4 protein-coding genes are annotated in these 9,275 nt (G+C 73.6%); 3 read left to right on the forward strand and 1 reads right to left on the reverse strand.

Annotation, left to right across the window (positions count from 1 at the left end; translation table 11 throughout):
- Positions 1-204: 204 nt before the first annotated feature.
- On the reverse strand, positions 205-3,060 hold the full coding sequence (locus tag ACFV4G_RS27830) for an SdrD B-like domain-containing protein (protein WP_380444847.1): 2,856 nt from the start codon (positions 3,058-3,060) through the stop codon (positions 205-207).
- 514 nt (positions 3,061-3,574) lie between these two features.
- Here ACFV4G_RS27830 and ACFV4G_RS27835 point away from each other — a divergent pair.
- Genes ACFV4G_RS27835 through ACFV4G_RS27845 form a run of 3 tightly spaced genes read left to right on the forward strand, consistent with a single transcriptional unit; the run spans position 3,575 to position 9,076 of the window.
- Positions 3,575-8,023: an amino acid adenylation domain-containing protein gene (locus ACFV4G_RS27835; protein WP_380444848.1), complete on the forward strand. Its 4,449-nt coding sequence runs from the start codon at positions 3,575-3,577 to the stop codon at positions 8,021-8,023.
- Positions 8,020-8,322, forward strand: coding sequence for an acyl carrier protein (locus tag ACFV4G_RS27840; protein ID WP_380444849.1), 303 nt, complete (start codon positions 8,020-8,022; stop codon positions 8,320-8,322). Before ACFV4G_RS27835 ends, ACFV4G_RS27840 begins: the two co-directional genes overlap by 4 nt.
- A 10-nt stretch (positions 8,323-8,332) precedes the next feature.
- Positions 8,333-9,076, forward strand: a complete 744-nt coding sequence (locus ACFV4G_RS27845) for a thioesterase II family protein (RefSeq protein WP_380444855.1) — start codon at positions 8,333-8,335, stop codon at positions 9,074-9,076.
- Positions 9,077-9,275 lie beyond the last annotated feature (199 nt).

Below are 9,275 nucleotides of genomic sequence, written 5' to 3' on the forward strand. Positions count from 1 at the left end.
GGCCTGGCACGACCTGATGAACAGCCCGTCCTGGCAGGCCAAGACGGCCGTCGAGCAGGCGCGGTGGCGCGCCCACCCCCCCCCCCCCCGCGCGGCCCCCGCGCACGCGCCCCCCCGGGACGGCGCGCGGGGGCCCGCCCCCGCGCCCCGTGCCCCCCCTTGGAGCGCCCCCCCCCCCCCGCCCGATCGAGCCCTTCCGGACCGTCAGCGCCTGGACCTGCGCCTGCGGGTCAGCACGAGCAGCGCCGCGCCGAGGGCGGTGAGCACCACCGCACCGGCCACGGCCGGCAGGAGCGCCCCGCTCGCGCCGGTGCCGGGCAACGTGCCGGGCACCGGGCGGGGTGCGGCCGGCGGCAGCGGGTAGTCCGGGTTACCGGGGTTGCCGGGGCTACCGGGCACGGCCGGGCCGGTCTGCGCCGGCGGCGAGGACGGCGACGGCGTACCGGTCGGCACCGGAGTCGGCGTCGGCGTGGATGTCGGTGTGGGCGTGGGCGTGGGCGTCGGGGTGGGCGTCGGGATGAGCCGGTTGACCATCGTCACCGAGACCCCCGCGTCGAGGTTGTCCGCGGTCAGCACGAGCGGTGCGGACACCGACGGGTCCGGCGCGGAGTAGCCGTCCGGCGGGCTCACCTCCTGCCAGTAGTACGTCCCGGGTGTGCCGCTGCCCTGGCACACGCCGTCCGCCCCGGTGGTGCAGGGCTCACCGACGGGCGTGTCCGGCTTGTCCCCGGCGGTCTGGAGGCCGTCCGTGCCGTTGCTCTCCTTCCAGAGGCGGAACGTGGCCCCGGCCAGCGGTTTGCCGTCCTGGTCGTTCTTGACGACCCGCAGGACGCCCTCCTGCTGCCGGTAGCCGAAGTCGTACGTGTGGTCGTTCTCGCCCGGTCCGCCGGTGGTCAGCGACCGTTCGGGGAACCTCGCCCCGGCCGGGACGACGCCCTTGGAGTCGATGAAGTGGTTGTCCCCGACGTCGGCGGCGGTGGGCACCCACTGGTAGAGGGGGCCGCCCTTGGCGTAGTCCGCCGGGTTGTCGATCCGGATCGTGTACTTCGTCCGGGGTTTGAGGCCGCCGGTGACGTCGGAGTCGTCGAAGTAGTACTCGCCCCGCGTCGTCGTCCTCGTGGTGCCGACGACCTTGCCCGACTCGTCGTAGAGGTTGACGGTGGCGCCCGGGACCGGGCGCTGACCCGGGTTCTGGATGCCCTTGCGCTCGGGGTCGTACCAGACCCGGTTGCCGATCTGCAGCGGCGCCCGGTCGCACAGGACCTCCAGGTCGCCCATGGAGGCGCCCTTGCCGAACGGCGCGTTGTCCCTGGGCGGGTTGAGCCGGAAGCCGAGCTGCGGGTCCTGCTTGCCGTCCGCCCGCTGGAGGAACGACGTGCCGTACCCGAGGGCGGTGTGGTTGGGGTCGAAGGCGGAGACCGCGATGGTGTCCTCGACCTTGGAGAGCGCCATGCCGGCGAACGCCGTGTTGTGGTGGCCCACCCCGGCCCAGGCGGTGTCGAAGAACCGGTTGCCCCGGGGGGCGAGGCCGCAGCCGCCGTTGGTGTCCAGCACGTAGGTGCCGTGCACCGGACAGGCCTTGTTCAGGTCGCCGCCGGACATGACGCGGGCGGGGGCGCCCGGCCCGACCGCGCCCGGCGCGCGGTCGGCGAAGCGGTCGCGGAAGGCCAGCAGCATCGACCCGTCGGTCTCGAAGCCGATCTCGCCCAGCTCCGGCTCGGGGTTGGCCATGGTGCCGAGACCGCACGGACGGCCGTTCTGCGCCGTCGGGTAGGTGCTCGTCCACGGGAACCAGCCCGCGCCGTCGCAGGGGCCCGAGCCCACGGTGGACTTGCGCGGGTAGTCCAGCGGCTGGTCCAGCACCGGCTTGCCGAACGCCCCGGTGCCGAGGTCGAACGGCAGGACCACCGCGCGCACGTCGGTGAGCTTCCCGGTGGACTCGCCGGAGCACACCCCGCCGAGGTAGCCGGTGCCGTCCTGCAGGCCGAGGCCGAACGGGCGCCAGTCCCCCGCCGCCGGGCAGCCCGGGTCGGGGATCGGGTAGGCGGCCGAGGGCGCCCCGGCGCTCGGGACGGTGGCGTCGTAGCGGTACAGCTTGCGGTCGTCGAGGTTGACGACGAACAGGTCCTTGCCGTCGTCGGTGATCTTGATGCCGCCGAGGCTCTCCTTGCCCGGCGCGTCGACGAAGGCGTCGTCCGTGCCGCCGCCGTGGACGCTCGTGCCCGCGTGCGGGACGGTGGTGAACAGCGTCGTCGTCTTCTGCGCGAGGTCGGTGACGTAGATCGCGCCCGCGCCGCCCGGGCCGTACCCGGTGGTGCGCTTGGCGACCGCCGAGGAGAACACCCGCCGGTCGGCCTTGTTCCACGCGATGCCGAACAGCGTGCCGGTCTCGGCGTTGGTGGCGATGGTCGTGGCGTTCACGCCCTCGCCGTCCTGGCCGCGCGCGCTGTACGGGAAGGAGACCAGCGTGCGCTGTGCGCCGCCCTCGCGGGCCATGGGCTGGCACGTCGTCACCAGCGGCGCGTTCTTCTGGCAGTAGTCACCGGGGTTCCACAGCCCGGTGGTGTAGGACACGTTCCTGCCGCCGGAGAGGTCGACGAACTCCTCGTTGCTGCTCAGCCGGCCGGGCGCGCCGTCCAGCCCCTGACGGGAGGCGAAGGCCGGGAACAGCACGCCCGGCTTCGGATTCACCACCTGCACGCGGTACTTGCCGCCGGTCGCCTTGCTCGTGGCCGGCGCGAGCGTCACCATGCCGTTGGCCGCGGTGGTGCCCTCGACGCCGACGCCGACGTCGTCCGTCAGCGTCACCTTCACGCCCGCGATGCCCGGCTCCAGCGCGGACTTGTACACGCCGCTCGCGTCCACGGCCCGGACCACCCGGACCGTCACGGACCCGTCGCCCGTCTGCGGGAACGCGGCCGGGGCCGCCAGCAGCGAGCAGCCGCCCACCCCGACGGCGAGCACCGCGACGCTGCCCGCCGCGCGGCGGGCGGATCTGCGCGCGCGGCCCCGGCCCGGTCCGCGCGCGGTGCCGTTGGGCTCTTCGTCTGTCGTCGTCATCCCCTGCTCTCATCGTCCAGAAGGGCGTTGCGGCCCTTGCTCGTTGGAGAGTTCACGGGGTGGCGGGAACCCGCCATCCTTAACGGGAGCTTAAAGCGGCTTGACGCAATCAGGATGAAGAACGGGAACTTTGACGGCTCATCAGACAAAGCCCGGAGTCGCCGTCGAACACTTCCGCGAATGGACACATCTCCCCCGGCGCTTGTTCACACACGCCGAATGGCGACTCCAAGCGCTTCTTTGAGACCGCCAAAGCTTCCCCAATATGCGACAAACCGGGCAGAGTTGACCTAGTGTCAGATGTTTGCAAAGTGGCTGGTGCGACGACCGGGAAGATCTTGACACCCCTCCGGGACGGCGGTTTCACTGACAGCGCTCCTCCACCGGAGCCACATCTTCCCGAGCCGCACCGGCGGCCGGACACCCGCACCGAGATCACCCCCGCAGCGAGATCACGTCCTCACCGGGATCCCGCACGTTTGCGCTCGATAGCACCAGGAATGGGAGAAGCCAGATGGGGAGCGGACAGAACACCGACGGTGGCTGTTGTCCCGGCGAGTCACCCGAAGCCAATGAACCATTCCCGCTGACCGAGATCCAGTACGCGTACTGGGTCGGGCGCGGGCCCAATTTCGTCCTCGGCAACGTCGCGCCCCACGCCTACTTCGAGCTGGAGGGCCGCCGGCTCGACCCGGACCTGCTGAACCGCACCTGGCGCCGCCTGCTGGAGCGCCACGGCATGCTGCGGGCGGTCGTCCACGAGGGCGGCGAGCAGCAGATCCTCGCCGAGGCCCCGCCGTTCGAGATCGCCTTCGAGGACCTGTCCCAGGTGCCCGCGGAGGAGGCGCAGGCCCGGCTCGCCGAGGTCCGCCTGGACCTGTCGGAGCGGGTCTACGACCCCTCCGTGTGGCCGCTGTTCGACATCCGGCTGACCCGCCTGCCCGAGCACGACCGGCTGCACGTGAGCCTCGACCTGCTCATGGTCGACCTGGCCAGCATCGCCGGGCTGTTCAGCGAGTGGAGCGCGCTCTGCCGCGACGAGCGGGCCGAACTCCCGCCGGTCGACGTCTCCTTCCGTGACTACGTGCTCGCGCTGGAGAACGGCACCCAGTCGCCGCGGCACAAGCGCTCGATGGAGTACTGGGTCTCCCGCGCCGAGGAGCTCGCCCCGCCGCCGGAGCTGCCGCTGGCCAAGCCCCCGGCGCGCATACCCAAGCCGCGCTTCACGCACCGCGAGTACCACCTCCCGCCGGAGCTGTGGCAGCGCTTCCAGGAGCGCTCGGAGGAGGCGGGCCTGACCCCGACCGCCGTACTGGCGACGGTCTTCGCCGAGACCCTGCGGATGTGGAGCGGCACGCCGAAGTTCGCACTGAACCTCACGCTCTTCAACCGCCTGCCGCTGCTCCTCGCCGAGAACGCGAAGGGCCACCGCACCGTCCACCCCCACCTGCAGAACCTGATCGGCGACTTCACCTCGATCTGCCTCCTGGAGATGGACACCACCGGCGACCTCCCCTTCGAGGACCGCGTCGCCCGCACCCAGACCCAGCTCCAGCAGGACCTGCGCCACCGCTACGTCAGCGCCCTGCACGCGCTGCGCGAGCGGCGCCGGCGCGGCCTGCAGACCAACTTCGAGACCATGCCGGTCGTCTTCACCAGCGGCCTCGGCACCGTCGCCGACGTCTCCGGGCCGATGGCCTACTTCGGCGACATCACCTACCGGCTCAGCCAGACCCCGCAGGTGTGGCTGGACCACCAGGTGGTCGACTTCACCGGCTCGCTGGACCTCACCTGGGACGCCGTCGAGGAGCTCTTCCCCGAAGGACTCCTGGACGACATGTTCGCGACCTACACGGCGGCGGTCCGCGCGCTCGCCGAGGACGACGCGGTCTGGACGGCCGGCCCCGCCCTCGCCCTGCCCGCCGGCCAGGCCACCGAGCGCGACGGCGCGAACGACACCGCGGGCGAACTGCCCGGGGGCCTGCTGCACCAGGGCCTGCTCAAGGGCGCCGCCGAGCACCCCGAGCGGCCCGCCGTGATCCACGGCGCCGGGACGGTCACGTACGGCGGCCTCGCCGCACAGGCCGCGTCCGTCGCCGAGCGGGTCCGCCGCACCGCCGACGGCACCGGTCTGCGCGACCGCCTGGTCGGCATCACCCTGCCCAAGGGCCCGGACCAGGTCGCCGCCGCCCACGGCGTGCTGCTCGCCTCGGCCGCCTACCTGCCCGTCGGCCCCGCGCTGCCGCCCGCCCGCCGGTCGACGCTGCTGACCGACGGCGAGGCGCTCGCCGTCGTGACGGACGCCGCGCACCTGGACGCGCCGGACTGGCCCGAGGGCCTGCCGAGGCTGGACGTCGAGGGCGCCGCCGACCCGGCCGCCCCGGCGGACGCCGCCCGGCCCGAGGACCTCGCCTACGTCCTCTACACCTCCGGCTCGACCGGGCGCCCCAAGGGCGTCATGATCGAGCACCGGGCCGCGCTCAACACCGTCACCGACATCAACGAGCGCTTCGGCGTCGGCCCCGGGGACCGCGTGTTCGGCCTCGCCGACCTCGGCTTCGACCTCTCGGTCTACGACCTCTTCGGCACCTTCCTCGCCGGCGGCGCCCTCGTGCTGCCCGACGAGGACAAGCGCCGCGAGCCGAGCCACTGGGCCGAGCTGATGACCCGGCACGGCGTCACCGTGTGGAACTCCGTCCCGGCCCAGATGCAGATGCTCGTCGACCACGTCGAGCTCACCGGCGAGGTCCCCGAGGGCCTGCGCCTGGTCCTGCTCAGCGGCGACTGGATCCCGCTGGACCTGCCCGAGCGCATCCTCGCGCTGTGGCCCGAGGCCCGCGTGATCAGCCTCGGCGGCGCCACCGAGGCGTCCATCTGGTCCAACTGGCACCCGGCCGACGAGGTCCCCGAGGGCTGCCCGAGCGTCCCGTACGGCAAGCCGCTGCGCAACCAGGCCTTCCACGTGCTCGACGAGCGCATGGAGCCGTGCCCGGTGTGGGTGCCCGGCGAGCTTTACATCGCCGGCGCCGGCCTCGCCCGCGGCTACTTCCGCGACCCCGAGCGCACCGAAGCGAGCTTCGTCCACCACCCGCGCACCGGCGAACGGCTCTACCGCACCGGCGACTTCGGCCGCTACCTGCCGGACGGCGTGCTCCAGTTCCTCGGCCGCCGGGACGGCCAGGTCAAGATCGGCGGCCACCGCATCGAGTGCGGCGAGGTCGAGGCCGTCCTCCAGCGCCACCCCGGCGTGGAGAACGCCGTCGTCGTCAAGTCCGCCGACGACCCGACCAACGCGCGCCTGCTCGGCTACGTCGTGCCGGACCGCGCCGACGGCTCCCTGCTGGTCACCGAGACGGCGGACGCCGCCGAGACCGACCGCCGCCGCGCGGCCCTCGCCTCGGCCGCGACCTTCGCCGCCCCCGGCCCCGACGCCGACACCCTGCTCGGCGCCTGGTCCGCACTCGACGACCTGCACGCCGCGGCCGCCGCCGTCGCCTTCCGCACCCTCGGCCTGCCGCACCTGCCCGGCGAGCGCTTCGACCCGTCCGCCGCCACCGCGGCCGGCGTGGCCACCCGCTACGAACGCTGGCTGGCCCGCGCCACCGACGCCCTGGTGCGCCACGGCGACCTGCGCACCACCGAGGACGGCCTCGAAGTGGCCGTCGAGTTCCCGAAGTCCGTCCCCGACACCGTCGCCGACGCCGCCCGCGCCGCGCTCGGCGGCACCCTGGACGTGCCCGGGGACCTCATCGACTGGATGCTCTCGCTGGCCGGCAACGTCGCCGCCGTCCTCACCCAGTCCCTGCACTCGGCCGAGCTCTACGCCTCGGACCGCACGCCCGAGGTGTACGCCCGCCTCTTCGGCCCCGCCTACGCCGTCGCCACCGAGGCGGTGGCCCGGCTCGTCGCCGACTGGCCGGCGGACCGCCCGCTGCGCGTCGTCGAGGTCGGCGGCGGCTACGGCACGCTCACGCAGCACCTGCTGCCGCTGCTGCCCGCCGACCGCACCGACTACCTGTTCACGGACATCTCGACCTACTTCACCGACCGCGCCCAGGAGAACTTCGGGGAGCACGAGTTCGTCCGCTACGGGCTGTTCAACCTCGACCAGGAGCCCGAACTCCAGGGCCACGACGGCCTGTCGGCCGACCTCGTGATCGCCGCCAGCGTCCTGCACGACACCCGGGACATCGCCACCAGCCTCGGCACCCTGCGCTCCGTCCTCGCCCCCGGCGGCCTGCTGCTGATGGTCGAACAGACCGCCATGCACCCGTGGTTCGACCTCACCATGGGCCTCCAGCAGGGCTTCGACGGCTGGACGGACACCGCGTTCCGCACCTGGGGCCACCCACTGCTCGACTGCCCCCAGTGGGCCGGGCTGCTCACCGAGTGCGGCTACGGCGACACCGCGGTGCTCACCCGCGACGGCGACGGACCGGCCGCGGTCGGCTTCGACGTCCTGGCCGCCGAAGGCCCCGCGGAGCAGCGGCGCTTCGACCGCGACGCGCTGCTCGCGCACGCGGCCGCGCACCTGCCCAAGCACATGGTCCCGGCGCGGCTCAGCCCGCTGGAGCGGATGCCGCTCAGCGCCACCGGCAAGATCGACCGCTCGGTCCTCGCCAAGGCCGGCGCCCGGGGCGTGCAGCGCGGACGGCCGGTGCGTCCGCCGGTCACCGACCGGCAGGCGAAGCTCGTCGAGATCTACCGCTCGATCCTCGGCGTGAACCAGATCGACCTCGCCGACGACTTCCTGGAGGCGGGCGGCGACTCGCTGCTCGCGGCCCGGATCGCCGTCTCCCTGCAGCGCACCTTCGGCGTCGAGGTGCCGGTCGCCGTCGTCCTGCAGAACTCGACGGTGGCCGACGTGGACGCGTGGTTCGAACCGCAGCTCGGCCCGGCGAACCCGCTCGACGTGCCGGCGACCGCTTCCCCCGCATCCGACGCACCCCAGGAGGACGTGTGACACGCGACAGGCTCGTCGAGTGGCTCGCCGACTACATCGCCGAACTGCTGGACATCGCGGTCGAGGAGGTCGGCACCGAGCTCCCGCTGACCGCGCTCGGCGTCGACTCGGCCACCACCCTGGTGCTGGCGGCCGACCTCGGGACGAAGCTGCGCCGGCAGGTGCGGCCCAAGGAGATCCTGGAGCACCCGACGATCGAGGGCCTGGCCGAGTACCTGGCGTCGGCCGGTGCCGAGGCGGACGCCCTTGACGCCGGCACCGTTGACGCCGTCGCCGCCGGAACGGCCGAGGTGAGGTGACGTGACCGGCATGGCGGAACCGCACACCCCCCAGTGGACCATCAGGGCACCGGGCCCGTCCGGGCCGCGCACCCTGTACTGCTTCCCGCACGGAGGCGGTTCCGCCGCCGAGTACGTCCGGTGGGGCCGGCAGCTGGAGGGCCTGAACGTCCTGGCCGTCCAGCTGCCCGGCCGGGGCTCCCGGCTCGACGAGGAACCGTGCACGTCGATGGCCGACCTCGTCGACCGGCTCGCGAAGGAGCTGCCGCTCAGCACCCCCTTCGTGTTCTTCGGGCACAGCTTCGGCGCCCTCGTGTGCTACGAACTCACCCACCGGCTCATCGAGTTGGGCCGCCCACTGCCGGAGCGGCTGATCCTCTCCGGCTACCCGGCACCCGAACTGGCCCGGCACGAGCAGGGGTTCCACCTCCTGCCCGACACGGAGCTGCTCGGCGCCGTGAACGAGCGGCACGGCGGCATCCCCGAAGAGCTCCTGGCCGACCCCGAGCTGGCGCGGCTCTCCGCGGCCGGGCTGCGGGCGGACTACCGGATCCTGGAGACCTACCGGTGGCACGAACGGCCGCCGCTGCCCGTACCGTTCACGGTGCTCGGCGGCGACCGCGACCTCATCTCCCGGGAGCAGCTCACCGCCTGGGAGCGGCACACCGACGCCGGGCCGGTCCCGGTCCGGCTGTTCCCCGGGGGCCACTTCTACTTCCGCGAACGGCAGCACGCGGCCGTCCTGCGGAACGTCCGGGCGGCGGCGGCATGCTGACGTTCGCCGTCGCCGCGGTCGTCCTCATCATGATCCCCGGCCCCGACCAGGCGCTGATCACCCGCAACGCCCTGGTCGGCGGCCGGGGGGGCGGGCGGGGGGCCCCCCGCCGCGGGCGGGGGGGGGGGCGCGGGGGCGGGGGGGGCGCGGCGCGGGGGGGGTGGGGGCGCCAGGGGGCGGCCGCCCGGGGGGGGAACGG

Origin of the sequence: Kitasatospora sp. NPDC059747, assembly GCF_042732955.1 — a bacterium.
GTDB lineage: Bacteria > Actinomycetota > Actinomycetes > Streptomycetales > Streptomycetaceae > Kitasatospora.

What these genes read in the sequence shown, in the direction of transcription:
- ACFV4G_RS27830 (WP_380444847.1), bottom strand. Translation starts at nt 3,060, where the DNA reads ATGACGACGACAGACGAAGAGCCCAACGGCACCGCGCGCGGACCGGGC.
- ACFV4G_RS27845 (WP_380444855.1), top strand. Translation starts at nt 8,333, where the DNA reads ATGGCGGAACCGCACACCCCCCAGTGGACCATCAGGGCACCGGGCCCG.
- ACFV4G_RS27835 (WP_380444848.1), top strand. Translation starts at nt 3,575, where the DNA reads ATGGGGAGCGGACAGAACACCGACGGTGGCTGTTGTCCCGGCGAGTCA.